The sequence below is a fragment of the Sorangium sp. So ce1014 genome, from assembly GCF_051521505.1.
In the GTDB taxonomy this organism is placed as follows: domain Bacteria; phylum Myxococcota_A; class Polyangia; order Polyangiales; family Polyangiaceae; genus Sorangium.
Genome location: NZ_CP150356.1, coordinates 6,783,474 through 6,807,418 on the forward strand (window position 1 = coordinate 6,783,474; position 23,945 = coordinate 6,807,418).

A 23,945-nucleotide genomic window follows, 5' to 3' on the forward strand; every position below is an offset into this window, starting at 1 on the left:
CACGCAGATGACTCCCGCGCTCACGCCTCCGGCGGGACATCGTCAAGCGGCGTGTCCTTCTCGCCTCCGGCGGGCTGCTCGACGGAGCCCAGCGGCTCCAACAAATCGGCGACCCCGATCACCTGGTCGAGGCGGCTGGGACTCACCCAGGACGCCCTCACCGCGGCGGCGGAGATCAGCACGGGCTTCCTGCAGCGCGTCGAGCACGGGAAAACGAACGTCGGGGTCGTAGCGCTGGTCCGGCTCGCCGACGCGCTCGGGGTCGAGCCCGGCGTCCTGCTGCGCCGCGCCACCCTGCCTGAACAGCTAAGCGAGCAGCACGCTGGCGCTCATCGCACGAGCGTACCGACCCGCGTCGGTCAACGACAACCGTCTGTGCGCTTGCAAATCGACCAGCACCGCCTCGCCCTGCGCGCTACGCCCACATCGAGACGTGTTACGTCCATGAGAACATGGCGAAGGGACGACCGTCGGTGGCCGATGCTCAGGGCGACCCAGGCGAGGCGGGCTGGCCGCGGTCAGAGTCCGGGAGGGTCACCTTACAGAGCATCCACGCGCTACCCAACCGAGGCGAGCGGCGCGAATGCGCGCAAATCGTGCCGCCGTCGGTCAGCGCGGCAGGGTCATCAAGCAGCTCGATGTGTAGTTCGACAGTGCGTTCGACCTTGGCCGGACCAGGCCGGAACAGCTCAGCGCAACCTAGCCGTGCGTGGAAGTCGGCAGGCGAGGCCGATGAGTGCACGTCCGCGCCGCTCGTCCGTCCACCTGCAGCCCCGCCCTGCCAAGTGTTCGAGGAATCGGCGCCCAAGCTGGGCCAAGAAGTTCGCGGCAGAAGGCGTTGTCGACCCGGCCGCGACGGAGTACATTCCCGAGCATGTTGACGCGCCTCAGTGTACGCGGCTTCAAAAACCTGGACATTGATGTCCAGCTGGGTCCGTTCACCTGCATCGCAGGTCCCAATGGCGTCGGCAAGTCGAACTTCTTCGACGCGATCTCGTTCCTGTCGTCCTTAGCCGGGAAGCCACTCCTTGAAGCGGCACTCGACGTGCGTGGCGGAGCCGGTCGGATGGGTGATGTTCGCGGGCTGTTTCGACGTGTAGGCGAAAAGGCCGCGGACACCATGTTCTTGGGTGCTGAAATGATCGTTCCACCCAGGGGCGAGGATCAGTTAGGCCAGTTGGCCGAAGCATCCATGACCTACCTCCGATATGAGCTCGAGCTCTGCTATCGATCCGAACTACCATCACGACCCAATGGTGGAATCGAGATCGTAAGAGAAAGCTTATCTCACCTAAACCTGACGAGCGCAAAACGCTCGCTAGGATTCCCATGCTCCGAGGAATGGCGACAATCGTGCATTCAAGGACGCCGGACCGTGCCCTACATTTCTACTACCAAAGATGGCGCCGTGCTGTTGCACGCAGATTCCAAAGGTGGGCACGGTGGTGGAAACCCGAGAAAAATCCGTCGCCCCCAAGATCTGCCGCGTACGGTCCTGTCCACAGCGGAGAACGCCGCCGAGCACCGCACCGCGACACTGGCCCGCCGCGAGATGCTGTCATGGACCCAGCTCCACCTGGAGCCCTCCGCCCTGCGTGCGCCCGACGACTTCACGGCACCGCCGGTCATCGGACCTAATGGATCGCATTTGCCAGCAACGCTGTACAGACTCGCGCGTGACGCAGCAGCAGCGACTGCAGGTGGAGACGCCGACATCTATGCCCGGATAGCCAATCGGCTTTCGGAGCTCTTGGAGCAAGTCCGGTCTATCGCTGTGGACATCGACGAGAAGCGCCAACTGCTAAGCATCATCATGACCGATCGGCATGGCACATCCCACATGGCAGGCTCCTTATCAGACGGAACGCTTCGATTTCTGGCGCTAGCAGTTATGCACGAAGAGCCGCATCCGCGCTCGCTTCTGTGCCTCGAAGAACCAGAAAACGGGATGCACCCGGCTCGCGTCCCTGCAATGCTTCGCCTTCTTCAAGAGCTCGCCGTCGACACGGATGAGGCTGTCGGTCCCGACAACCCGCTCAGACAGGTACTAATCAACACACACTCTCCTTCAGTTGTAGCGGACGTGCCCGAGGATTCGCTGCTCGTAGCCAAACTCGTCCCGGGAGCATCGGGCGCTGAGCACGCGGTTCTGTTGCCTCTCCCAAAGACCTGGCGTGTTCACGACGAAAAAGACCCAACAGTCTCCAAAGGGGACTTGCTGGCGTACCTAGATCCGATTGGCCCGCCACGAAGCGATACGATTCCGGGCGAAACGGGGCGTGCGTCGAGTCAGACACCCAGGCGACGGCGAGTGAAGGATCGCCCCGATCTACAGGAACTTCTGCCGTTCGACGAATCGCCGCGGGCAGCCGAATGATCACATGCGTTTAACATTCTTATCGGATGGCGCCAGTGACCAGGCGCTGCTCGCGATCCTCCGATGGCTGCTTCGCGAGCGCTCCACGGCATTCTTTCAGTTGGACTGGGCAGATTTGCGGCGCTTGCATCGACCACCATCGAAGCTCGTGGAGCGGGTACGCAGAGCGCTCGATCTTTACCCATGCAATCTCCTCGTCATTCATCGCGATGCGGAACGCGAACCGATAGAGAAACGGCGCGAGGAGATTCTCGACGCCACGCGGGACATCCACATACCTGTCGTCAGCCTCGTTCCAGTAAGAATGCAGGAAGCATGGTTCTTGTTCGATGAACAGGCCATCCGCCGCGCAGCTGGCTGCCCGAATGGCCGCAAACCGCTCTATCTCCCGCCGCTCAAGGATGCCGAAACCATTCCCGATCCGAAACAGGTGCTTTTCGAAGCCCTTCGCACCGCAAGCAATTTATCAGGGAGACGACTGAAACAGTTCCGCCCGGATGTCCGCCGCCTTGCGGACTTGATGGACGACTTCGGTCCGCTGCGCGAGCTTATGGCATTTCGCGCGCTTGAAGAGAGCCTTTGCAATGCACTTCTTACCCTAGGACTATTGCGCTCCGAAGGCGATTCGCACCAATAGTTGATGAGCTGCGACCACAAAAAACGGGACATGTGGCTCAGTCACCTATAACGCCGCGGGCGTCGTGACGAATACCGACGGCGCCATCTCCCGCGCGGCCATCGTCGCGCGGGAATACGGGATCCCCGCGGTCATCGGCGCGTCCGGAGCGACGGAGCGAATCGCCGATGGCCGGGAGATCCTCGTGGGCGGGACGGAGGGCATGGTGGAGCTCTTGCTAACGAGTAACGAGCGATGCGAGCGCAGCGATGGGCCGTCTGCGCGGGCTCCTGTGGAGCCTCCCGCCGAGGAGCGGGACGACAACCCCTACGACGAGAACGGCGTGGACCGCTCCCTCGTGCGCTGGATGCTCAGCCTGTCCCCCACGGAGCGGCTCGCGCAGGTGCAGAGCGCGATCGACCTGATCATGAGCGTGCGCGAGCCGTCCGATGGCGATCGCTGACATCCTGCACGCGCTGGTACACCGTCACATCGATTCGGCGCTCAGCGATGGCGCGCAGCGGTTTCCGCCGCACCATCCTGCTCGACTGCCCCCTCTGACGAAACGGAGTCGTGCTCATCAGGCGATTGTCGGGCAGCAGATTTTTCGCCAGTTTTTCGCAAGCGCCGAAAGGACTCGAAGATCGAGTCAATATCATAATTGTGCTCGTTCGCGATAGAGTCGCGAATCGCACGGACCTCATCCACGATCGGGTCGTTTATCATGGCTTCTCCTCGAAGGTGAGCTCCTCCGGCGTGCAGAGGATGAGACCGAGGACGATTCTAGCAGCCACGTGCCAGGTGCGCCGCAACACCGTGACTGCGCCCGCCGCGCAGCGAGGCGCAGCGCGCAGGCGGCCGGGGTCAAGCTACCGCGGGTAGTGGATGGCCCTCCATCGATCTGACCTGATGAAGCTCACCACGCCTGGCAGGCTGGCAGCCCTGCCCGCCCCTCTCTACTGCCTCACCGGCAGCTCCACAACGAAGCTCGCCCCCTCCCCCGGCGCGCTCTCCACCGTCACCGCCCCGCCGTGCGCCTCGACGACGCTCTTCACGATCGCCAGCCCGAGCCCCGTCCCGTTGCGGCTCTCGTCGGTCGTGAAGAACCTGTCGAAGATCCGCGCCCGATGCTGCGCCGGCACCCCCGGCCCCCGGTCGCGCACCGCGATCCTCGCCGTCTTCCCACCTTCGCCACCTGCCCCGCCCTCCCCGCCCTCCACGGTCACCACCACCGCCTCCCCCGGCGGCGAGAACCTCACCGCGTTGTCCACGAGGTTCAAGAGCGCCGTCTCCAGGTCGGTCTGCCGCGCCCGGAGCAGCCGCTTCCGCAGCTCGTACCGCAGCACGACCGGCTGCCCGGAGGTCGCGCACCGCTCCACGACGCGCGCCACGAGCGCCTCCAGGTCGAACACCGTCATCGCCTCGCTCGACGCCTCGATGCGGCTCAGCTCCAGGAGCCTCGACACGAGCCGGTCGAGCCGCGCCACGTCGAGCTCGATGTTCCGCAGAAAGCGCCGCCGCGCCTCGAGATCGTCCGCCGCCCCCTCGTCCAGCAGCTCGGCAGCCCCACGGATCGACGTGAGCGGCGACTTGAACTCGTGCGCCACGTCGGCCGCGAAATCCGAGATGTACCGCAGGCGCGCCCCCAGCCGCTCGTTCATCGCCGCGAACGACGCGCCGAGGTCGCGGATCTCGCCGCTGCCCGAGACGGGCACCACGATGTCGCGCTCGCCGGAAGCGATGCGCTTGGCCGCGCGCGAGAGCTTGCCGAGCGGCCTCGAGATCGACCACGCGAGCACCAGCGTGACGAGGCCGGTGAACAGGCTCGCGATCAAGAGGACACGGAGGAGCCCCGAGCGGATCCGGTGCAGCTCGACGAGCACCGGCTGCGTCGAGCGCACCACGTAGACGGCGCCCAGCACCTCGCCGCCCCACCGGATCGGCTCGGCCAGGAACAGGAGGACCGCCGGCTGCCGCTCCCGGACGCGCGTGCTCGCTGCGCGGCGCCCGGCGAGCGCGTCGCGCACCTCCGCGCGGTCCGGGACCTCGGGCCAGCGCTCGCGCGCGTCCTCGCCGAAAGGCCGCACCTCGTCGGCGAGATCGGCGAGGCCCCGGCCCGAACCGCCCTGGCTGCGCGCCGAGATGAGCCGGGGGGCCGCCGGCTCCGGCCCCTCGGGCGGACCGTTCTCGTGCGAGTCGGCGACCACCGCGCCCGCCCCGTCGAGGACCCGGACGCGCGTGCGCGTGTGCCTCGCGGCCCGGGTCAGGACGTCGCCGTGCTCCGGCGCGTCGAGCTCGAGCCCCCGGTCGAGCGCCGACGTGAGCATCGCCGCCACAAGGACCGCCTGGTTCGCCATGTCGCGCTCCAGCGAGCCGAGCAGCTGCCGCTCGTAGAGGCGCGCGAACTCGAGCCCGGCCACCGGCACGAGCAGGACCACCAGGTTGACGATGAGCAGCCGGACGCGGATCCGGCCGAGCTCGCGGCGCAGGCGCTCGATCATCGCATGGCCCGGCATCGCGCGGCCCGGCTACGCCCCGTGCAGCTTGTAGCCGACGCCGTGGACCGTCGCGATCGGATCACCGCCAACTACGCGAAACTTCGCGCGAATCCGGCGAACGTGGGTGTCGATCGTGCGCTCCGTGATGAGGTTGTCGTAGCGGTAGGCGCGCTGCATGAGCTGGCCGCGCGAGAGCACCACCCCCGGCCGCTCGAGCAGCGCGCCGAGCACGCCGAGCTCGGTCGCGGTGAGCGACACGAGCTGCCCGAGGTAGCGGGCCTCGTGACGGTCGGTGTCGACCTCGATCGGGCCGTGGCGGAGCACCGCCGTGCGCGCGCCTACGGGCGGCGGCGCGGGCGGCGGCGCCTCGGCCCGCCGGAGCAGCGCGCGCACGCGCGCCACGAGCTCGCGCGGCGAGAACGGCTTCGTGAGGTAGTCGTCGCCGCCGAGCTCGAGGCCGACGATCCGGTCGACCTCGTCGCCGCGCGCCGACAGGAAGAGGATCGGCGTCCTGCTCGCGGCGCGCAGCCGCCGGCACACCTCCAGGCCGTCGAGCTCGGGGAGCATCACGTCGAGCACGATGAGGTCCACCTGCCCCGCCCCCGCCGCCTCGAGCGCGGCGCGCCCGTCGGCCACCGCCGTCACGAGGTAGCCCTCCTTTTGCAGGGCGTAGAGCAGGACCTCGCGGATGCGCGCCTCATCGTCGACGACCAGGATGTGCTTGCTCACGTCGCGATAGGTTCCTCTGATCCAGCGCCGCCGTGCGCGTCGATGGCCGCGTCGAGGCCCTCCACGCGCGCCCAGACCTCGGACACGATACCACCGACGCCCTCGACCGAGGATCCGGCGAAGCGCGCCAGGACGAGCTGCGTGCGCAGCGCCTGGACGAGATCCGCGAGCTCCTCGAGGGCGCGGGCGTCGCGGTCGCGCATCGCCCGCAGGCGGCGGATGTTCTCGAGGTGGAGGTGCGCCGTCGCCAGCGCGCGCCCGGAGCCCGCGCCGCCGCGCTCGATCTCGGCGACGCGCGCGGCGGCGGCGGCCTCGTCGAAGCCGCTCTGGCGGAGCAGCGCGTCGAGCTCGGCGTGGCGGGCGGCGGCGCGCGCCACCTCGGCCTCGATGCGCGAGGCGGCGTCGCGCGACAGGAGCGCCTCGAACGAGGTGCCGGCGCACGCGCTGACCCCCTCGCGCAGGGCTCCCTGGACGCGCGCGGCGGCGGTGCCCGCGTCGCCGTCCGGGCGCGCGCCGCCCGCCCCGCGGCCCGCGGTGAGCGCGACGGGCGCCCAGATGGGCCAGAGCGGCAAGCAGAGCGCCGCGGAGAGCGCGGCGCGCCGGCGCGCGTCGCCGCGATCGCGCGAGGCGCGGTACACCGCCACGGCGCACGCGAGGCCCGCGATCAGGTACAGGATCGAGAGGTCGCGGAGGCTCATCGCTCGCCCTCCGTCAGGCCGCCGCCCGCGGCGCCCTCTTCGTTCTCGTACGGGTACGGGTAGCCGTGCGGGTAGTCGGAGGGATCGGGCGGGAGCCCGTCGTCGTCGTAGATCCCGAGCGCGGAGCGGCAGCTCTTCACGAACGCGTCGGGGAAGCTCCCCTCGCGGGCGCGCAGGAACGGGACCTCCTTCGCGCTCGGCCGCCCGATGTACGGCCGGAGGATCCACGCGGCCTGGCCGCCGATCGCGAAGAAGACAGCCATGAAGGCGACCGCGGTGAGCCAGCGGCCCTTGCCCACGCCGATGCCGCGCACGAGCACGCCGAGCGCCGCGAGGCCCGCGACGGCGTAGGCGAGCCAGGCGGCGACCGAGGAGGCGTGGTAGCCGAGCCCCAGATCGATGAGCAGCCAGAGCACAGGCGCGAACGCGAGCAGCACGAGCGAGGAGCGGCCCGCCGACGCGAGGGCGAGGGCGATGACGGACCGCATCGGCCAGGGGCGGCCGAGGACCGCCGCGAGCGCATGGAACGCCGGGGCGCAGAGCACGAGCGTGATCAGCATCGCGAGCGGCACCTTGATGGCCGCGTAGAGGATCTGCTCGTCGCCGCGGAAGCTGCCGATCACGCCGCCGAACACGGCGGAGCCGAGGGCGATGGCGCCGAGCGACGCGAGCGCGATGGCGCGGATGTCCCTGTCCTCACGGCAGCTCGCGGCCACCTCGGAGGGCGCCCGGAGCAGGCGGCTCAGGACGGCGGCGCTCACGAGTTACCCCCGTCCAGGAGCGGGAGCGCTTCCCACCAGACGCGCAGGGCGAGCACGACGGCGAACGCCGCGAAGCCGAGGAGCGCCGCGGTGTACCCGGACCGGGTGAAGAGGCCCTGATCGCGCCGGAGCGCGGCGCCGAGGTCGCGCAGGAAGACGCGCACGCCGAGGGCGCCGCCGACGGCGAGGCCGAGCAGCCCCATGAGCGCCGCCGTGTCCTGCGACCCGCTCGTGACGACGAAGAGCGCGGCGGCGGGCGCGAGGCCGCCGAGCACGAGGCCGGTGGCCGCGGCGGCGCGCGCCGTGGCCGACAGCACGCGCGAGGGGTCGAGCGGCGCGTCGAAGAGGGTCAGGACGATCGTCAGCGCGGGGACGCCCAGGCAGGCGACGGCGATCATGGCCGCGGGGACGCCGGCGGCGTGGTGGACGAACGACATGCCGCCCTGCCGCGCGCCGAGCGCGAGGCCATAGACCGAGGCGAGGCCGACGCCGACGCCGAACCTGGACAGGTCGTGACGGAGCTCGGCCGCCGGCCGCTCGACGAGAAGAGAGGCCGTCCAGCTGGGGTGTCCAGCGCGCGCCGCGGGCTCGGCGGCCACGCCGGCCGCGGGCGGCGGCGGCGCGTCGTCTCGATGCGGCGCGGGCCCGGGAACACCGGCTTCCGTGCCGGGCTCCGGCGAGGGTGGGATGAGAAGACAGGGAGCTTGCGCGTGCACAGGACCTCCGGGGTGGTGAGCGCTGCGCGGCACGCTCGACCGAACCTCCTGGACCGATCGCCCGAGGAGGCTCGGCCTGGTCGCTGCCGCGCAGGCCTCGACGGAAGTACCCCCCGGGCGAGGCGCGCCCGCGCCCGCGACAAGGAAGGGACGCGGAGAGGTTGTGGCGAAGTTGTGGCAGGTCGCCCGCCGTGGCCGGAGCCACCCGGGAGCAGGGACATCGCCCGTCCCCGGACAGGCGCCGGCCGCCGTCGGCCTGCAAGCCAGCGGCGGCGCGCGGTGTATGCTGGCGGGATGTCGGTCGCCATCCAGCTCGGGCCCCGGGCCGCCCTCGCCGATCTGCTGGCCATCCCGGAGGAGCAGCGCTTTCACGAGATCCTCGACGGCGAGCTCGTGCGCAAGGCCATGCCCAGCGGCCCCCACGGGAGGGCGCAGCGCGTCCTCGGAGGCCGCATCGGCGATCCGTACGACCGGCGGCCGGGCGGGCGGCTCCCGGGCGGGTGGTGGATCGTGACCGAGGCCGAGGTGCAGCTCGAAGAGGCTCAGGTCTATCGCCCCGACGGGGTCGGATGGCGGCGGGAGAGGTTGCCCGAGCTGCCCAGGACGACGCCGATCTCGGTACGCCCCGACTGGGTGTGCGAGGTGCTTTCGCCGTCCAGCGCACGCAACGATCGGGTGAAGAAGATGCGCGTCTATCAGCGATGCGGGGTACCGCATTACTGGATCGTGGATCCCGAGGACCAGACGCTGACCGTCCACCGCTGGACGTCCGAGGGATATCTGCTGATCCTCACCGCCGAGCGCGGAGAGCGCGTCAGGGCAGAGCCGTTCGGGGAGGTGGAGCTGGAGATGGACGCGCTCTTCGGAGACGAGGCCACGTGACAGCGGTCGATCGGCCCGCCGCGACGTGCGTGGGCCGCAGGCGCATCTCATCCATGCATCGAAGGAGCCGCCTTCACTCCACGGCCTGCGGGCCGCTGCCGACGCCGAGGGCCGCGCGCTTTTGCTGCAGCCGCTTCTCGAACCGCGCCTGGTCGACCAGATACCGGTCGTGAATGCCCTCCCCCACCTTCTCCTGGGCGTCGTGCACGGTGAAGGCGAACCGGAGGCGCTTGCCGTCGATCTCGCGCAGCGCCACCCGGAGCTCCACGTGCGTTCCCGCCGGCGTCGGGGCCAGGTGCTGGAGCGTCACCGTCCCTCCGACCGTCATGGTGCCCGCGGGCAGGTGCGGCCGCAGCGCCTTGACGCAGGCGAGCTCCATGTATCCGAGCATCGCCGGGGTCGAGAAGGCGAGCAGCCCGTCATTTCCCCAGGAGCTCGCGCAGTCCTCGACGCGGACCGAGATGCGCTCCTGAAATTCGAGATCCGAGGGCAGGGTCATCGTATTCATGCTTTTCTCCTCCATCCCACGCCGCTTCAGCTTTCGCCGTCGCTCCTCTGAGGGTGTTGCGCCCTGAGCCTGACGAGGTGCTTGAAGATGTTCTTCTTCTGCATCTCGGTCGTTCCGCCGGCGAGCCGGAGCGCGGTCGCGTCCCGCAGGACCCGCTCGATCCCCGACGCCCGGTCGTACCCCTCGTGGCCGAAGAGCTGGATGAGCTCCAGCCCTGCCCGAACCATCCCTTCGGACGCCGCGAGCTTCGCCAGCGACGCTTGCATGCTGGAAGCAGGGTTTGCTTTGCACAGCTCCGAAGCGGCGCTGTAGGCCAGCCAGCGTGATGTCTCCATCGTCAGCTTCATGTCGACGAGCTTGTCCTGGATGTACTCGTGCTCGGCGAGCGGCACCCCGAACGCCATGCGCGAGCTGATCCGCTCCATGGCGCGCGCGATCACCGGCTCCAGGACGCCCGCCACGGCGATGCCATACATCAGCCGATCGAAGCTCAGGAACGAGTAGAGCGTCGCCAGCCCATGGCCCGGCTCGCCCACGAAATCGGCGGCCGTCACGCGCACGTCGCGCAAGCCGATGGGGCCCGTCGGGCTCGATCGCTGCCCCAGGAGGTCCTCACCGGGCCCCAGGACCACGCCCGGCTGGCCGCGCGCGACGAGGAAGAGGGTGATGTCCTGCCGTCCGAGCGACGGGATCCGCCCGACGATCAGGAGGTCATCGGCGATGGGCGCGTTGGTGATGTGCACCTTGTCTCCGGTGAGCACGTACCCGGATTCGACCGGCGTCGCCGCGGTCTTCAGGCTGGCGATGTGCGACCCGCCGCCAGGCTCCGTCGCGGCGGTCGCCCCCACCGACCCGCTCATGAGCCGCGGGAGCTGCTCACGGCGCTGCGACTCGGTGCCATGCTGGAGGAGCACCTCCAGGAGCCCCGCATGGGCGATCACCGACATGATGAGCCCGAAATCCTCGGCGGTGGACGAGAGCCCCTCGAACGCGGCCAGGAAATCCCACAGCGCGCCAGGGTCGCCGCCGGGCTCACGCCGCCTGAGCAGGCGCCAGAGGCCCGTATCCGCCAGGCGCTTCCACAGAGCGTGGTCGAACGACCCTTCCCGATCGCGCCGGACCGCGCCGGGCGCGATCTCCGCCCGAGCGAACCGGCGGAACCGCTCACGGATCTCGAGTTGCTGCTGGCTCCACTCAAGCTGCATCGTCGCCTCCTCTGCTCTCTGACGGGCCATTCCCCCCATGAGCTTCATGTGTGGCGCAGCGTCCGCTCCCGCGATCGACGCGCTGCCGGCAGGCCGTGCACAGGGCCACGAGGTCGCTGCCGCACCACGCGCAGTACCGGGCCCACGTCGCCACCTTCTCGTACTCACACTTCCCGCAGGCCCACAGGAAGGTCGGGGCGCCGGCCGGATCCGCGCCGCCGTGATCGCCTGCGCGCTCCGCAGGCGCGAGATCGCCGCCGCACCACGCGCAGGTATCGGCGATCGCCGCCTGCTTCTCGTACTCGCAGCACTGGCATATCCACAGCATGGCCGGCTCACCCGCGCGCGCCCCGCGCCGCGCCCCCGTCGCAAAGGTCGGAGATCACGCGGCCCACCGCGTCCACGAGGCGATCCACGTGAAGGGCGGTCGTCTGCGTCGACAGGCTGCCCATGCCGCGCGGGGCCAGCATCACCCCCTCGTTCAGCAGCCCGAGGAACAGGCCCTGCTGCAAGACGCTATCGGCGCGGCGGACCTCCCGGAAAGTCCGCAGCGGTCCCCCGGTCATGTGGATCGTGAAGAGCGAGCCCGCCCCGGTGACCGTGGCCGGCGCGCCCAGCCTCCCGAGCAGGTCCGCGATTCTCCTGCGCAGCTCGTCGCCGAGCGCGTCGAGGGACGCAAGGCGGTCGGGCGTGAGCTCGCGGAGCGTGGCGAGCCCGGCCGCGAGCGTCAGCGGATTGCCGGTGAACGTTCCACCCTGGTAGAGGGCAGGTCCGCCCGCGCGCGGATCATACATGTCATGCCCGCCCCTCGGCTCGAGGAGCGCCATGACGTCGGCCCGCCCGCCCACGGCTCCGACGGGCAGCCCACCGCCGATGATCTTGCCCATGACCGTGAGATCTGGAGTGACCTGATAGAGCTCTTGCCCCCCTCCCGGCGCGAGCCGCAGGGAGATCACCTCGTCGAAGATCAAGAGGATGCCGTGCGTCGTACAGAGCTCCCGGAGGCGCGCCAGGTAGCCCGGGGCCGGCGGGATCATCCCGCCGACGCCGAGCATCGGCTCGACGATCACCGCCGAAAGCTCGCCGGCGTGCGCCTCGATCAACGCCGTGGTCTCGTCCACATGGTTGAACGGCAGGACGAGGACGCGCTCGGCGAGGCCCGGCGGCAGCCCGTGGGTCTCGGGCAGCGCGGCGGGCTGCGCGATCGGCCCGGCCTGCGCGGGCGGCGGCCTCACGCTGACCATCACATCGTCCTGCGCGCCGTGGAACCCCCCCTCCATCTTCGCGACGCGCATGCGGCCGGTGAAGGCCCTCGCCAGGCGCAACGCGAACATCACGGCCTCGCTGCCCGAGCCCGTGAAGCGCACCCGCTCCACGGACGGCACGCGCTCGACGAGCAGCGCCGCGAGCGTCGCCTCGAGCTCGGTCGAGAACCCGAACGACGTCCCGCTCTCGAGCCGCTCGGAGATCGCGGCCGTGACGGCCGGGTGGGCGTGTCCATGAATCAACGCTGTGTAATTGTTGAGGAAGTCGACGTATTCACGGCCGTCGATATCCCACACGAGCGCCCCCTTGCCCCCCCGGACATAGACCGGATGAGGCAGCCAGGAGTTCAGGCTCCGGGTCGCGCCGGCGGGCACGACGGCGCGGCTGCGCTCGAAGTGCTCTCGTGACCGGGGTGTCAGACGGACATAGTCATCGACAATCGAGCTCATCGATCCGGATGCAGTCATGCGCGCGCTCCTTCCGTGGTGCAGGGCGAGTCACGTCGTTGCCATTGGGGGGGTCGCCCCCGGCGGTCATGGGTGAGCCAGGGCGCGCTCGGCTCTCGCGGCGTCGATGAACCGCCGGTTGTAGAGCGTCACTCCCAGCGCGCCCAGCGCTCCGATCGCGCCATAAACGAGCCATGGCCCGGCGCCGGTGAGCCGGAGGACAAGCCAGCTCCCGAGGTAGTTCCCCAGCGTGACCCCGAGGGCGTACGAGCCGCTGTAGAGCCCGAAGAAGGTCGCGCCGGTCCGCGCGTCGGCGAAGCCTGCGACCATGACGTCGGCGCACGGCTGCGTGATGGACTCGCCGAGGGTGTAGATCAGGACGCAGACGAGCAGCCACCCCATGGCCGGGAAGAGCGGGACGAAGCCGAGGCCGAGCCCGGCGAGCACGATGCCGACGAGCAGCGACCTGTGCACCGGGAGCCGCTCGTTCAGGCGGTGCACAAGGAGTATCGCCAGCGTGCCGATGACGCCGTTCACGAGGAACACCGTGCTGACCCACCGCTCGCTGCCCCCGATCTCCAGCGCCTTGACCGGCAGCGAGACGAAGAGCTGCGAGAAGAGCATCCACCAGAGCACCATGACGCCCCAGAAGGCCAGGAACGGCCGGTGCCTCAGCGCGGCGCGATAGTTCTCGAGGACGGACGGCCGTCGCTCCGGTGACTCGACGAGGGGGCCGACCACCGCCAGAAGGACGCAGAGCGCCACGAAGCACGCGGCGGCGCTCAGAAAAGGCGCACGTATCCCGTAGCCCACCAGCGCCGCGCCCAGCATGGGGCCGATGACCACGCCGATGTTCAGGAACTGATTGCGCAGCATGAACACGCGCGGGCGGATCTCGGCCGGCTGGGCCGCGAAGGTCCCGTTGACCGAGGGCTCGTACAGCGCGTCACCGACGCCGGCCAGCAGAGTCATGAAAAGCAGCTCCCACCAGCCGGTCAGGAACGCGAAGCCGGCGAATCCGGCGGCGCGCAGCAGCAAGCCGGCGATCATCATGGAGTGTCCGCCGACGCGATCGGCGACCGGGCCGGTCAGGATCTGGAGCAGACGCCCGGAGACCATCATCGCCGATACGATCGTGCCCACCTCGGCGGGGGAGAACCGCAGGTTCTTCCCCAGGTAAATCGTGATGAACGGCGTCGCCACGAAGGCGGCCATGTTCATGAGAAGCTGAGACACGAGCGCGATCCACACCGCGAACCCGAGCGACCGGGTGGGATCCGCCTTAATCACGAGCAGGCCGCTCGGCGCGCGCCGCGATCCTCATCCTCATGGACGACAGCTCCTCTCCAGGGTTCGTAGCGCGCGATGCTCGAGCTCCTGGGCTGCCGTCCTCGTCGGGGCGGCGACCATGTACTCGACGGTCCCGGTCCGCTCCGTGTCCTCGTTGAGGACCACGACGCCTTGTTCGCGGCCGCGAGAGTACAGCAGCCCATCCTGCTCCAGGAGATCGAGCACCCGCGGGAAAGGGCCCGCCTTCACGTTGTTCCGCGTGAGCAGGGTGTGGTCGTTGCCGTAGCGAGGGCCGAAGAAGCGGCTGGCGAGCACGTGGATATGGCTGCACCCCCCCAGCCGCCCGTTGATCTCGTTGAACAGGATCCGACCGTCCCGGGTCAGGATGGCGTCGCAGCTCAGCTTGCCCACGTAGCCGCGGGCGCACGCGACGTCCGCGAGCTTCATGGAGACCGAGAGCAGCTCGGCCAGGTGGTAAGGCCCGAGTGTATGACAGGGGATCATGAAGCCTACCCAGATCGGATCCAGGCGCTGCTCGCCGAAGTTCAGCAGATAGGGCCGGATCCCGTCGACGAAGATCTCCAGCTCCGTGTAATACGAAGGCGCCTGCGGGTAGAACACCTCGACCACCAGGGTCGCGTTGCGAGGGCCGGTGAGGCGCCTCCAGAGCTGCTCGGCCACCTGGCCCTGGTCCGACGCCTCCCCGAGGAGGATCGTCTCCGCCGCCCCGCTGGAGTCCAGATCGAGGGCTTCGGTGGTGACGACCACGTTCCCGAGCCCGCCGGCGTTGAGATCCTGCTTCACGATGACAGCGCCGGTCGGACGGAGAAACTCGTCCAGCGCAGCCCGCAGCTCCACCTCTGACGAGCAGGGCGCCCCCTCGGCGACCGGGATCCCGTGGCCAGCCGCGATACGACGGAAGTCGACCTTGCTGTTCAGCTGCTCGGCGCCGCCCTGGCGCATGGTCGCTTGCACCGAAGGATGCTCACGAAGGCCCAGACGAGCGACAAGCCAGGCTATCGCCCGGTCATAATAATAGGGCAACACCGTCCAGTCGCCACGATCCCGGGTCGCCGCGAGGAGCCGCTCCAGCATCGCGGGGCTGCTCAGCACGTCGAACGTGAGCAGCGTCGACTGCCGCTCGCTCCCCGGCGGGACGACGACCCTCACGGCGCTGCGGTCGACGCCATTCAGCACGAACACGTAGCGCAGAAACGCTTCGGGCAGCGGCTGGGGCGCCAGGATGATGTCGCCGTCCTCCGCGAGCCAGGCCAGCCGATTCGCCACGGTCGACCAGCCATGCCGGTCTTCGTGGGTCATCCTCCACGTCTCGCCGAGCATGTTCTCGGTAGCGACGTTTCCGATGATCAGCTTCGGCATGAGTTTCCTGGCCCCCTGTGTCCCCGGCTACAGCGCTCATATACGCCGCGGGAGTCGACTCGTCCAGGGCAGCGGATCTCGATGTCTTGTCGTCAATGCGCCTGCGCTGCCATCCCGCGGGCCATTGCGCCGATGTCGGTCATCCGTCGTGCAATCGGATCTCCGATCCCGCGCCGAGAGGGTCGCTAGCTAGTCCCTGTCTTCGCGGGAGCTCGCGGCCACCTCGGAGGGCGCCCGGAGCAGGCGGCTCACGACATCGCCCGTCCTCGAACAGGCGCCGGCCGCCGTGAAAAGGCGCCGTCGGCCTTGTAGCCGGCGGCAGCGCGCGGTGTAGGCTGGCGAGGAGCTCGCAGCGGCGCGGCTACGCGCACGCCCGTGTCCGAATGCCACAAGTGCGCCATTACGCCCCGCACCGACGCCCGCGCGGGAGGGCTTTTCCCCCTCGTCTGTCCCGGCACGGCACCTGCTGAGCTAGGCGCCCAGTGAACCTCCATGTCGTCCGCTGAGCTCGCTGCCCCAAGGGCGGCCCTGATCCCTGACCAGGGGTCCTCGGCGAGGCGGCTGATCCCGCTGCACGGCGAGCTGCGCATGCGAGACGCCGACGCGCTCTGGCCCGAGCTGTCCGCGGCCGTCGAGGAGATCCACGATGGAACCGTGACGTTCGACCTCACGGGCGTCAGCGTCATGGATGGCGGCATCCTGTCGCTCCTGCTGCACCTCCGCGCCGTGCTCGCGGAGCGGGGCGCACGGCTCGATCTCTCCGGGGCGAACGAGCGCATCGCGGCCCTCATCGAGCTTTACGGCGGCAACGATCGCGTCGCGCGCCCCGTGCCGAAGAGGGCGGAGGGGCTCGTCGAGCAGGTCGGTCGCGCGACCGTCTCCGTGCTCGATGAGGCCAGGCTCGTCGTCGAGTTCCTCGGGCAGATGGTGGTCGCCGCGGTCAACGTCGCGCGGCGGCCGAGGACGGGCAACTGGCACGATACGCTCCCGTTCGTCGAGAAGACCGGCGTCGACGCGCTGCCGATCGTCCTCCTCATCAACACCCTCGTCGGCTTCGTCATGGCATTCCAGGCCGCGAAGCAGCTCGCGGCCTACGGCGCCAACATCTATGTCGCCGACCTCGTCGGCCTCTCCGTCACGCGCGAGCTCGCCCCGCTCATGACCGCGATCATCGTCTGTGGCCGCTCGGGCGCCGCCATCGCGGCAGAGCTCGGGACGATGAAGGTCTCCGAGGAGATCGACGCGCTGCGGATCATGGGCTTCGGGACGGCCAACTACCTCGTCTTGCCGCGCGCGCTGGCGCTCCTCCTCGTCGTCCCGGTGCTGACCCTGCTCGCCGACATCGTGGGCATCGCGGGCGGGATGCTCGTGGCGTCGATCTCGCTCGGCGTCAGCCGGCAGGCCTACTGGAACGAGACGCTGATCGCCGTCCACCCCCACGACGTGGGGACCGGCCTGATCAAGAGCGCGGCGTTCGCCATGACCATCGCGCTCATCGCGTGCCAGCAAGGGTTCGCGACCTCGGGCGGCGCCGAAGGGGTGGGGCGCCGCGCCACGTCGACCGTCGTCGCATCGCTCTTCTGCATCGTCCTCATCGACACCCTCTTCACCGTCCTCTTCAGGGCGCTCGACGTATGAGCGACCCGATGATCGAGGTCCTCGATCTCACCGTCGGCTGGGGCGACACGCGGCTCCTGGAGAACGCCTCGTTCCGCGTCGCGCGCGGCGATGTGTTCGCGATCCTCGGCGGGAGCGGGTGCGGCAAGTCGACGACGCTGCGCTTCCTCACCGGGCTCGAGCAGCCGCTCTCGGGCAGCATTCATATCGATGGGGTCGGGGCGCCGCGCCTCGTCGAGGGCCGCCCGCCGTTCGGCGTCATGTTCCAGCACGGCGCGCTGTTCGGCTCGATGACCGTGGTCGAGAACGTGGCGCTCCCCCTCCGCGAGTGGACGAGGCTGCCGCCGGACGTGGTGCACGCCATGGCGCGCGCCAAGCTGCGCCTCGTCGGCCTGGAAGGCGCGGCGGACAAGCTCCCCTCGGAGCTCTCCGGCGGCATGAAGAAGCGCGCGGCGATCGCGCGGGCCATGGCGCTCGAGCCCGAGCTCCTCTTCCTCGACGAGCCGTCGGCCGGGCTCGATCCCGTGATGTCCGCCGGGCTCGACGAGCTCATCCTCACGCTGAAGCGCGTCGTCGGCCTCACCGTGGTGGTGGTGACCCACGAGCTGCAGAGCATCTTCGCGATCGTCGATCAGTGCATCCTGCTCGACAAGGAGACGAGGAGCATCATCGCGCGCGGCCGCCCCTCCGAGCTGCGCGAGAGCGGCGATCCGCGCATCCACAGCTTCTTCAACCGCACCGTCGAGGCCGTCTGATGTTCTCCACCACGAACCACTTCAAGATAGGTCTCTTCGTCCTCCTCGGGCTCGCCGCCGCCTTCGCGACAGCAGTGGCCTTCGGGGCGAACCGGGTCGAACGGCGGACGCTCGCCTACGCCACGTACTTCAACGAATCGGTGCAGGGGCTCGACCTGGGCTCGCCGGTGAAGTACCGCGGCGTGACCATCGGGACGGTCGCCGCGATCGAGATCGCGCCCGATCGGCGGCACGTGCAGGTCGTCGCAGAGCTCGATCTCGAGAGCATCCGGCGGCTCGGGCTCACGGAGACGTCGCCGCCCGGCGAGGCGGACTCCGTCCGGTTCTCCGTGCCGCCCGAGCTCCGGACGCAGCTCCAGTCCCAGGGCATCACGGGCATGAAGTTCCTCGCCATCGACTTCTTCGAGATCGAGACCACCCCGCTCCCCGAGCTGCCTTTCCAGACGCCGACGAACTACATCCCTGCCGCGCCGTCCCTCATGAAGAACCTCGAGGACAGCATCGTGCGGGCCGCGGACAGCCTGCCCGCCATGGGGGAGCAGATCTCGTCCGCCCTGAATCACATCGACGTCATGCTCGGGCAGCTCCAGGACGAGAACCTGGCGGAGAAGACGGTCGCCACCCTGGCGAACATGAATGACATGCTGGCCGACCTCCAGGGCACCGTGAAGGGCATCAACCAGGCGAAGATCCCCGAGAAGGCGGCGAGCACCCTCGCCAAGATGGATGTCGCTGTCTCGCGGCTCGACGGCGTGCTCCTGCGCTTCGGCGGAGACGACGGGCTCGTCGCGAGCGCGACGCGGGCGACGGACGCGTTCGGCGAGGTCGGTCGCGGCGCCCACGGTACGACGCGCGAGATCGACGCGACGCTGCGCGAGTTCCGCGAGGCGCTCGAGGCGGTCCGCGACGTCTTCGAGTCGCTGGACAAGGAGCCCGACATGCTCATCAAAGGTCGCGCCGGAAAGAAGCAGCCGTGAAGATCGTGAAGACGCTCTGTTTCGCTCTGCTCCTCTCGAGCCCGGGCTGCGCGCTCACCTCCAAGGCCGAGCCGCTGTCCGTCCGCTACTTCACCCCGAGATGGGAAGAGTCGCCGCGAGCGCCCGATCGCGGGAGCGCCGACGGGCCGCGCCTGCGCCTCGGCCGCATCTCGTCGAGCTCCCACCTGCGCAACCAGATCGTGTACCGCTCCTCCGACGTCGAGGTCGCGATGTATGCGGATCGCCGCTGGACAGAGAGGCCCGAGGAGTTCGTCCGCCGCGCGCTCGCGCGGGCGCTCTTCGAGGAGCGCCCGCTCGTGCAAGCCGTGTCCGGCGGCGGACCGGCGCTCGACGTCGAGCTGCTCGCGTTCGACGAGGTGCACCGGAGAGGCGGCCGCGCCGCGCGTATCACCCTCCACTACGCCGTGCAGGACGACCGCACCGTGCTGGACACCCAGAGCATGACGGCGGAGGTCGAGATCCGCGGGGACATCGAGGATCCCGGGAACATGGCCGCGGCGATGGGGGCGGCGCTCCACGAGATCGCGGAGCGGCTCGCGTCGCGCGTGGCGTCGCGGCTCGCCGCCGCAGGCGCGGGGAGCGCGCAGGCGATCGCGGCCCCCTGACGGCCTGACGCGGCGCGGGTCGCTAGCGCGGGACGGGCGGGGCCACGACGTCGTTGATGCTCTCGACGTTGCCGCCGGCGGGGTAGCCGTACGAAGCGAAGAAGTCCGTGCCCCACACGGTGACGCCGAAGGCGCCCGCGCTGCTCGCCTCGTGCTGGCTCGTCTCGCACGCTGGGCTCGCGCCCACGAAGCCGCGGCTCAGATCGACGTGGGCCACCTCGAACGCGCCCGCGGCCCCGACAGGGCGCCACCCGGTCACCGGACCGAGACAGCTCAGCTCCACGTCCGCGAAGCCGTTCGGGCCCCTGACGCGGGTGATCACCAGGCTTGTCGTGGCATAGGTCGGATCGGTGAAGAACACGTATCGCTCGAGGAACTGCTCGGGCGGCAGCTGGATGACCCACTCCTCGTCCCCGAGCTGGCACGGTGAGCCGGAGACCGGGATCTCCGCCACGCAGCCAGGGAGCGTCCTGGCGGGGGCGCCGGGCATGTACTGCGTGAGCATGAAGGGGTGATCGCCGTCCTGCGACCGCACCGAGAACAGCGACGTCGTCTGGAACTCCGCGACCTCGCCCGCCGCCAGGGTGGCCGGCGCGCCGGCCGGCGGCGCCGGATCCCAGGAGAGCGTCGTGGCGTCGGCCACGCCGAGCAGGCGGTAGACGACGCTCTCCGGCTCCTGCGAGTACAGCCGCGAGACCACGCCGGCGCCGACGTACTCGCCGCCGAGAGCGCTGATGGGCGCGATCTGCTGGTGGGCGGCGTCCTGACCGCCGCCGGCCGGGGACGTCTTTGTCGCCACCTGCAGGTACGTGTTGCCGGTCCACACGCCGATGGGCTTGCTCGACTGGAGCACGGCGCCGCTCGGGTCGGCGCCCATCCACTGGACGACGTCGCCGGCGCCGAGCTGGATCCGCGTGGCGGCGTTGGCCGGAGCGCCCGGGACGCCGGGACCGCCGGGGAGGCTCGATGAGGGAACGAGATCCACCGTTGTGTCGTCCTCGGCGGCGACGAGCATCATCCACGGAACGCCGAGGCCGTGGGGGTGCGGCGCCAGGGCGTAGTAGTTGGTGCCCCACGTGCTACGCGGGAGCAGGAGCGAGGCGCTGGGGAGGAAGCTCAACGCCCCGCCGTACGGCAGGATGTCATACGCCGAGACGGGCGTATCCGACGCGACCTGAAACGCGGTGCCGGTGCCGCTCCTGTGCACCGCCACATCGGCCAGCACGGCGGGAGGCCGCGGGCATTCGAGCGAGCTGAAGCCGGTCGATGCACCCGTCCGGTGCGAGAGGAACAGCACCGCCACCTCGCCCGGCGGGATGCCGTCCTCGGGCAAGCGCGTGTACCTGGTGCTCGGACCGATGCCGCTCGGGAGGTAGGTGAACCCGGCCGCGTCGAGCGCCTCGCCGTCGTAAGCGATGCGGAGCCTGGCGTGGCGATCCCAGGTATTCGCGAGGAAGACCGCATGGCACGCGCCGCTGAACGTGGAGCCGGCGAGATCGTTCTGGAAGAACGGCGGCGACGGCGCGAGGTAGTCGCAACCGATCGAGCCGCCCGCCTTCTCGGCGGCCTCGCACGCGGGGATGCACTGCCCCTGGTAACACCCCAGCTGGGGCGGGCACGCGCCGAGGACGTTCCCCTCGGCGTCCACGACGTCTCTCATGTCCGCGGAGCATCCGCTCCCCGTCAAGCCGCCGCTGCTGCCGCCGCCGACACCCAGGTCGCCGAGGGTCCCCGAGCCGCCCGTCCCGCCCTCGGCCGCCGGTCTGGGCGGGTTCCGGAACGGGTCCGCCCTGGGGGTGCAGGCGGCGGCGAGGAGGGACGGAGGCAATAGCGCGACAAGAAGATAAGTGAGGGAGGACCTCATCTCCTGAAGTCATCGTGTCGCCGGAGAACTGTCAAGCGCGGTCGGGCCGTCGGTGGGCGAAGCGTTCCGCAGCTGCGCGAAGTTCCTCGGCAAAATCATCGTCGCGCCCCCGCGCGAAGCACGAAGCCGACGGAGACGCGCGGGCGCGCGAGGCCCGGCTCAGTTCGAGCGGGTCGGCGCGTACTTGTAGAAGCTCTGGGCCCACTCGATGGTCCAGATCGTCGGCTCCACGTACACGTTCTTGTCGATGCCCAGGACCATCTCCCGCTTGATCCGGGACATCGCCTTCATGAAGACGCGGCGATCGTCCTCCATCCGCGGCCTCATCACGCTCGAGGGCGGGTACAGCTCCTTGACCTGCGCCACCGTCTGCTCGTCGTCGATCCACCCGTCGACCCCGTGCTGGCCCTTCGGGAGGCGCGCGCCGCCCTCGTCCAGCCAGTCGCGCAGGTCGTTGTCGCCGCGGTTCATGCCGTCCGCGTGGCAGCCGATGCACGAGCTGCCGGTGTTCAGGCGGCGGTCCGTGCTGGCGAAGCCGATCCGGCTCGTGATCACGGCGTCCGCGTCCTGCCGGGTGATGCGCGGATCACGCACGATGTTGACGAAGGCGTCGACGCGGCGCTGGTTGAAGCCACCCCACAGCGAGTACCCCTGCAGGCCGTTCGGCAGATCCCAGATGACCTCCTCCGCCGACTGCTGGAGCCCCGCGGTCCCGGTGTAATAGCGGCAGTTCAGGAAATCGTTGCCGCCGTAGTTCGGCTGCCCATCGCACCCGGACGGCTCCGAGCTCTTGAACGGCTGAGCCAGGGTCGCGACGAAGCTGAGGGTGCCCGCCGTCACGCCGCCGCCGGTCCCGGCGATGAACGTCGGGATCGGGTGCGCCCAGAAGGGGAACCGGATCTGGCCCTGCTCGTACGCCTGCTCGATCGTCTGCACGCTGCCTTCGAGCTGCCCGGTGAAGATGTCCCAGGTCTTCCAGTAGTACCCGCCGCTCTTCGTCCTGGCCCGCCAGTACATGCGGGAGTCGATGGTGATGGCCTGCTTTGTGACCATGTACTCGTACGACTTCATCCCATCGTCCTTGATGACGCCGAGCTCGGTCTCGAGGTCCTGGGCGTACCAGGGGATCGCCATGATGGCGTTGTACACGTCGGGGCGCGTCAGCGTGTAGACGAGCTGACTCGTCTCGACGTAATCCGTCTTGAAGCCGTCGACGTAGGGCGGCAGCACCGCGCTGTCCGTGGCGCCCTCGACGTTGCCGGCGAGGACGCGGCCCCAGACGAGCTTCGCGAAGCTCGGGTCCTCCTGGACCTCCGCCGTGTACCTGTACTTCTCCTTCGTTGTGACATCGGAGCCGACCCGTTCGCCCAGGTAGTTGACGCTGGTCCTGCCGAAGAAGACGTCGTCGTCCGAGCCGCCGAAGTGGAGCTTCGTGACGCCCTTGTTGTGACCCCAGTAGTCGCGGGTATCGAAGCGGTAGACGATGCCCTTGCCGTTGATGTCCACCGGGTTCACGATCCCGGGCGCCCAGCGCGCGGTCGAGTTCAGGGCCTTCGACAGGCCGACGCGGGCCACGTTCATGTCCTCCGCCGAGGCGCCCTTGTTGTGGATCTCGTGCAACGAGGTGTACTTGATGAACTCGGCGTCCGCGCCGGCCGCGTGGGTGGCCTTGTCCGCCGCGATCCACGCCTTGACCTGCGCCTCGCTGACCTGCTCGCCTGCCGCGACGGGGCGCGGGGTCTCCGGGAGCGACGGCGCGACCGCGGCCGCCCACGCCTGCACGGCGGAGAGCATCTGCGCGTTCGCGTCCTTGCAGCTCGATCCGAAGCAGTTGTGCCGGTCGATGCCCATCCGGACGACGAGCTTGGAGTCCTCCGGCTTCCTGAAGTTCACGCGCGTGAGCGCGTACTCGTGGGCCAGCGCCGGGTCGACGTCGGAGTGGATGGGCGCCTGCGCCCGGCTCGTCGTGCTGTGGCAGGCCGAGCAGTTCTGTGTCAGCAGCGGGTAGACGGTCGTCTTGAAGGCCTCCAGCGACCTGGCCCTGTCGAACCCGACCTCGTCCCCGATACAGACGGACTCGACGTTCACGCCGCCCTTGCCATCCGGGAGCTCGGTGAAGCCCAGCTCACATCCAGCGATGGGCTCCGGGTTCGGGCCGGTGCTGGTGCCGCCGCCGGTGCCCGCGCCGGTGCCGCTGGACGACCCTCCAGAGCCGCTGGTCCAGCCTCCGGAGCCGCTGGAGCCGCTGGAGCCGCTGGAGCCGCTGGAGCCGCCGGCGTTGTTATCTCCACTCGACGAAGAGCCGGGCCCCGCTCCCGCTCCGTTCGAATCGTCGGAGTCGTTGTCTGCGGCATCTCCGATCATCGCGACGCAGCCGGTCGCGAGCGAGCCCGCGACGATTGCTGCCGAACTGAGGGCGATCAAGTAAGCGATCTTGCGCATCGGCGGACCTCTCGGGCGACTGTCGTCGCGGTTCTCGGTTCCGGCTGAGGTCGTCATGGGCGGACGACATCGGTTTCTTGTGAAGGAAATCTTTACCGCCAGCAGAGGCCGGTTGAGCCTCGCCACATGAGCATTCATCTCCGCCGAGCAAGTCGATGATCACACAATGATCACACGTGAGGCCGGGCTCACGAAGCGCTGCACCGGCCTCTCTCGGCCGCTCCTCATGGCGCTGTGCGCGATGACGCGGTGCTCGAATGCGTCAACGGTTCGAGCGGCGACGACGACCGGC

23 protein-coding genes and 1 pseudogene are annotated in these 23,945 nt (G+C 69.5%); 9 read left to right on the plus strand and 15 right to left on the minus strand.

What is annotated here, in order from left to right; translation table 11 throughout:
* Positions 1-20: 20 nt before the first annotated feature.
* Positions 21-182 carry a hypothetical protein gene (locus WME75_RS25550; RefSeq protein ID WP_437495085.1) on the minus strand — a complete coding sequence of 54 codons (162 nt, stop codon included), beginning with the start codon at positions 180-182 and terminating at the stop codon, positions 21-23.
* A gap of 7 nt (positions 183-189) precedes the next feature.
* On the opposite strand from WME75_RS25550, the gene WME75_RS25555 reads away from it, so the two are divergent.
* The 4 genes and pseudogenes from WME75_RS25555 to WME75_RS25570 all read left to right on the plus strand — a co-directional run.
* Positions 190-921 (plus strand): hypothetical protein, encoded by a 732-nt coding sequence (locus tag WME75_RS25555; protein ID WP_437494923.1) that lies wholly within the window; start codon positions 190-192, stop codon positions 919-921.
* A complete protein-coding gene (locus WME75_RS25560) occupies positions 875-2,377 on the plus strand; it encodes an AAA family ATPase (protein ID WP_437476020.1) in 1,503 nt (500 codons plus the stop codon). The genes WME75_RS25555 and WME75_RS25560 overlap by 47 nt, the downstream gene beginning before the upstream one ends.
* A 4-nt stretch (positions 2,378-2,381) precedes the next feature.
* Positions 2,382-3,014, plus strand: coding sequence for a hypothetical protein (locus WME75_RS25565; protein WP_437476022.1), 633 nt, complete (start codon positions 2,382-2,384; stop codon positions 3,012-3,014).
* 55 nt (positions 3,015-3,069) lie between these two features.
* Positions 3,070-3,456, plus strand: a pseudogene (locus WME75_RS25570) (PEP-utilizing enzyme); the annotation flags it as partial.
* Between the two features lie 41 nt (positions 3,457-3,497).
* Here WME75_RS25570 and WME75_RS25575 read toward each other — a convergent pair.
* From WME75_RS25575 to WME75_RS25600, 6 genes are all read right to left on the minus strand, one after another.
* Positions 3,498-3,719, minus strand: a complete 222-nt coding sequence (locus tag WME75_RS25575; RefSeq protein ID WP_437476023.1) for a hypothetical protein — start codon at positions 3,717-3,719, stop codon at positions 3,498-3,500.
* Positions 3,720-3,949: 230 nt separating this feature from the next.
* Positions 3,950-5,509: a sensor histidine kinase gene (locus WME75_RS25580; RefSeq protein ID WP_437476025.1), complete on the minus strand. Its 1,560-nt coding sequence runs from the start codon at positions 5,507-5,509 to the stop codon at positions 3,950-3,952.
* A 12-nt stretch (positions 5,510-5,521) separates the two neighbouring features.
* On the minus strand, positions 5,522-6,220 hold the full coding sequence (locus tag WME75_RS25585) for a response regulator (RefSeq protein ID WP_437476027.1): 699 nt from the start codon (positions 6,218-6,220) through the stop codon (positions 5,522-5,524).
* Positions 6,217-6,918, minus strand: coding sequence for a hypothetical protein (locus WME75_RS25590; RefSeq protein ID WP_437476029.1), 702 nt, complete (start codon positions 6,916-6,918; stop codon positions 6,217-6,219). Before WME75_RS25590 ends, WME75_RS25585 begins: the two co-directional genes overlap by 4 nt.
* Positions 6,915-7,679: a hypothetical protein gene (locus tag WME75_RS25595; protein ID WP_437476031.1), complete on the minus strand. Its 765-nt coding sequence runs from the start codon at positions 7,677-7,679 to the stop codon at positions 6,915-6,917. Before WME75_RS25595 ends, WME75_RS25590 begins: the two co-directional genes overlap by 4 nt.
* Positions 7,676-8,395 (minus strand): hypothetical protein, encoded by a 720-nt coding sequence (locus WME75_RS25600; RefSeq protein WP_437476033.1) that lies wholly within the window; start codon positions 8,393-8,395, stop codon positions 7,676-7,678. The genes WME75_RS25595 and WME75_RS25600 overlap by 4 nt, the downstream gene beginning before the upstream one ends.
* 294 nt (positions 8,396-8,689) lie before the next feature.
* On the opposite strand from WME75_RS25600, the gene WME75_RS25605 reads away from it, so the two are divergent.
* Complete coding sequence (locus WME75_RS25605) at positions 8,690-9,277, plus strand: Uma2 family endonuclease (RefSeq protein WP_437476035.1); 588 nt, start codon at positions 8,690-8,692, stop codon at positions 9,275-9,277.
* Between the two features lie 73 nt (positions 9,278-9,350).
* On the opposite strand, the gene WME75_RS25610 is transcribed toward WME75_RS25605, so the two are convergent.
* The 6 genes from WME75_RS25610 to WME75_RS25635 all read right to left on the minus strand — a co-directional run bounded on the left by WME75_RS25610 (position 9,351) and on the right by WME75_RS25635 (position 15,372).
* On the minus strand, positions 9,351-9,785 hold the full coding sequence (locus WME75_RS25610) for a thioesterase family protein (RefSeq protein ID WP_437476037.1): 435 nt from the start codon (positions 9,783-9,785) through the stop codon (positions 9,351-9,353).
* A 26-nt stretch (positions 9,786-9,811) separates the two neighbouring features.
* The gene (locus tag WME75_RS25615; RefSeq protein WP_437476039.1) at positions 9,812-10,990 is read right to left on the minus strand and encodes an acyl-CoA dehydrogenase family protein; all 1,179 of its coding nucleotides are present in this window, start codon (positions 10,988-10,990) and stop codon (positions 9,812-9,814) included.
* Positions 10,980-11,318 carry a hypothetical protein gene (locus WME75_RS25620; RefSeq protein WP_437476041.1) on the minus strand — a complete coding sequence of 113 codons (339 nt, stop codon included), beginning with the start codon at positions 11,316-11,318 and terminating at the stop codon, positions 10,980-10,982. Before WME75_RS25620 ends, WME75_RS25615 begins: the two co-directional genes overlap by 11 nt.
* A 7-nt stretch (positions 11,319-11,325) precedes the next feature.
* Positions 11,326-12,705 carry an aspartate aminotransferase family protein gene (locus WME75_RS25625; protein ID WP_437476043.1) on the minus strand — a complete coding sequence of 460 codons (1,380 nt, stop codon included), beginning with the start codon at positions 12,703-12,705 and terminating at the stop codon, positions 11,326-11,328.
* 84 nt (positions 12,706-12,789) lie between these two features.
* Positions 12,790-13,938: an MDR family MFS transporter gene (locus tag WME75_RS25630; protein ID WP_437476044.1), complete on the minus strand. Its 1,149-nt coding sequence runs from the start codon at positions 13,936-13,938 to the stop codon at positions 12,790-12,792.
* 90 nt (positions 13,939-14,028) lie between these two features.
* Entirely contained in the window at positions 14,029-15,372 is a 1,344-nt protein-coding gene (locus WME75_RS25635) for a peptide ligase PGM1-related protein (protein ID WP_437476046.1), read from the minus strand.
* 492 nt (positions 15,373-15,864) lie between these two features.
* On the opposite strand from WME75_RS25635, the gene WME75_RS25640 reads away from it, so the two are divergent.
* From WME75_RS25640 to WME75_RS25655, 4 genes are read left to right on the plus strand one after another with little or no spacing between them, the layout of a single operon-like run.
* Positions 15,865-17,010, plus strand: coding sequence for an ABC transporter permease (locus WME75_RS25640; RefSeq protein WP_437476048.1), 1,146 nt, complete (start codon positions 15,865-15,867; stop codon positions 17,008-17,010).
* Positions 17,007-17,744 carry an ABC transporter ATP-binding protein gene (locus WME75_RS25645; protein WP_437476050.1) on the plus strand — a complete coding sequence of 246 codons (738 nt, stop codon included), beginning with the start codon at positions 17,007-17,009 and terminating at the stop codon, positions 17,742-17,744. The genes WME75_RS25640 and WME75_RS25645 overlap by 4 nt, the downstream gene beginning before the upstream one ends.
* Positions 17,744-18,721, plus strand: a complete 978-nt coding sequence (locus WME75_RS25650) for an MlaD family protein (RefSeq protein ID WP_437476051.1) — start codon at positions 17,744-17,746, stop codon at positions 18,719-18,721. Before WME75_RS25645 ends, WME75_RS25650 begins: the two co-directional genes overlap by 1 nt.
* Positions 18,718-19,347, plus strand: a complete 630-nt coding sequence (locus tag WME75_RS25655) for an ABC-type transport auxiliary lipoprotein family protein (protein WP_437476053.1) — start codon at positions 18,718-18,720, stop codon at positions 19,345-19,347. The genes WME75_RS25650 and WME75_RS25655 overlap by 4 nt, the downstream gene beginning before the upstream one ends.
* A gap of 22 nt (positions 19,348-19,369) precedes the next feature.
* On the opposite strand, the gene WME75_RS25660 is transcribed toward WME75_RS25655, so the two are convergent.
* Together WME75_RS25660 and WME75_RS25665 are read right to left on the minus strand one after the other, a co-directional pair.
* On the minus strand, positions 19,370-21,211 hold the full coding sequence (locus tag WME75_RS25660) for an IgGFc-binding protein (RefSeq protein WP_437476055.1): 1,842 nt from the start codon (positions 21,209-21,211) through the stop codon (positions 19,370-19,372).
* Between the two features lie 159 nt (positions 21,212-21,370).
* Positions 21,371-23,653, minus strand: a complete 2,283-nt coding sequence (locus tag WME75_RS25665; RefSeq protein ID WP_437476057.1) for a hypothetical protein — start codon at positions 23,651-23,653, stop codon at positions 21,371-21,373.
* Positions 23,654-23,945: the final 292 nt, after the last annotated feature.

Bases quoted from the DNA above. Each gene is read 5' to 3' on its own strand.
- WME75_RS25560 (WP_437476020.1), top strand. From the start codon at position 875: ATGTTGACGCGCCTCAGTGTACGCGGCTTCAAAAACCTGGACATTGAT.
- WME75_RS25565 (WP_437476022.1), top strand. From the start codon at position 2,382: ATGCGTTTAACATTCTTATCGGATGGCGCCAGTGACCAGGCGCTGCTC.
- WME75_RS25575 (WP_437476023.1), bottom strand. From the start codon at position 3,719: ATGATAAACGACCCGATCGTGGATGAGGTCCGTGCGATTCGCGACTCT.
- WME75_RS25580 (WP_437476025.1), bottom strand. From the start codon at position 5,509: ATGCCGGGCCATGCGATGATCGAGCGCCTGCGCCGCGAGCTCGGCCGG.
- WME75_RS25590 (WP_437476029.1), bottom strand. From the start codon at position 6,918: ATGAGCCTCCGCGACCTCTCGATCCTGTACCTGATCGCGGGCCTCGCG.
- WME75_RS25605 (WP_437476035.1), top strand. From the start codon at position 8,690: ATGTCGGTCGCCATCCAGCTCGGGCCCCGGGCCGCCCTCGCCGATCTG.
- WME75_RS25610 (WP_437476037.1), bottom strand. From the start codon at position 9,785: ATGAATACGATGACCCTGCCCTCGGATCTCGAATTTCAGGAGCGCATC.
- WME75_RS25615 (WP_437476039.1), bottom strand. From the start codon at position 10,990: ATGCAGCTTGAGTGGAGCCAGCAGCAACTCGAGATCCGTGAGCGGTTC.
- WME75_RS25620 (WP_437476041.1), bottom strand. From the start codon at position 11,318: ATGCTGTGGATATGCCAGTGCTGCGAGTACGAGAAGCAGGCGGCGATC.
- WME75_RS25625 (WP_437476043.1), bottom strand. From the start codon at position 12,705: ATGAGCTCGATTGTCGATGACTATGTCCGTCTGACACCCCGGTCACGA.
- WME75_RS25635 (WP_437476046.1), bottom strand. From the start codon at position 15,372: ATGCCGAAGCTGATCATCGGAAACGTCGCTACCGAGAACATGCTCGGC.
- WME75_RS25640 (WP_437476048.1), top strand. From the start codon at position 15,865: ATGTCGTCCGCTGAGCTCGCTGCCCCAAGGGCGGCCCTGATCCCTGAC.
- WME75_RS25645 (WP_437476050.1), top strand. From the start codon at position 17,007: ATGAGCGACCCGATGATCGAGGTCCTCGATCTCACCGTCGGCTGGGGC.
- WME75_RS25650 (WP_437476051.1), top strand. From the start codon at position 17,744: ATGTTCTCCACCACGAACCACTTCAAGATAGGTCTCTTCGTCCTCCTC.
- WME75_RS25660 (WP_437476055.1), bottom strand. From the start codon at position 21,211: ATGAGGTCCTCCCTCACTTATCTTCTTGTCGCGCTATTGCCTCCGTCC.
- WME75_RS25665 (WP_437476057.1), bottom strand. From the start codon at position 23,653: ATGCGCAAGATCGCTTACTTGATCGCCCTCAGTTCGGCAGCAATCGTC.